Annotated in this window: 1 protein-coding gene; it reads right to left on the reverse strand. The window is 54.6% G+C overall.

Annotation, left to right across the window (positions count from 1 at the left end; genetic code table 11):
- Nucleotides 1-36: 36 nt before the first annotated feature.
- The coding region (locus tag Q4563_RS16295) for a nitrogenase component 1 (RefSeq protein ID WP_303605222.1) at nucleotides 37-436 on the reverse strand (400 nt) is incomplete at its 5' end.

Here is a 436-nt window from a genome sequence, read left to right on the forward strand (position 1 = left end):
CGCCAGACTGGCCTGGTGCCATCTTGACAATATTATTCATAATCCTGCCCCCGCTTCCTGTACCGATAACAGATCACCCTGGCTGGCAGTAGCTTCCCACGGTGCTGGCCGACGACCCGATTGCCACACCGGGCTTTCTATCGTTAGCGCCAACTGCCGTACCAGCTCCAGCATGCCGTCATAGCCGGCATAGCCAAATTCACGCTCCTGGTTGATATCCAGAAACGGGATACGGGCTTTCAGGGCGGTATACATATTGCGACCACCGGCAATCAGAATATCGGCCTGATAATCCCGCACAGTGGTCAACAGGGCTTTGGGGTTGCCCTCATCCAGCATTTTGACGTCATCCCCCATCAACTCACGGATGCGGGCCTTATCTTCTTCAGTGGATTTTTTGGTACCGGTAGCGACCACTTTCATACCCAGATCCTGC

The sequence above is a fragment of the Gilvimarinus sp. 1_MG-2023 genome (genome assembly GCF_030548285.1).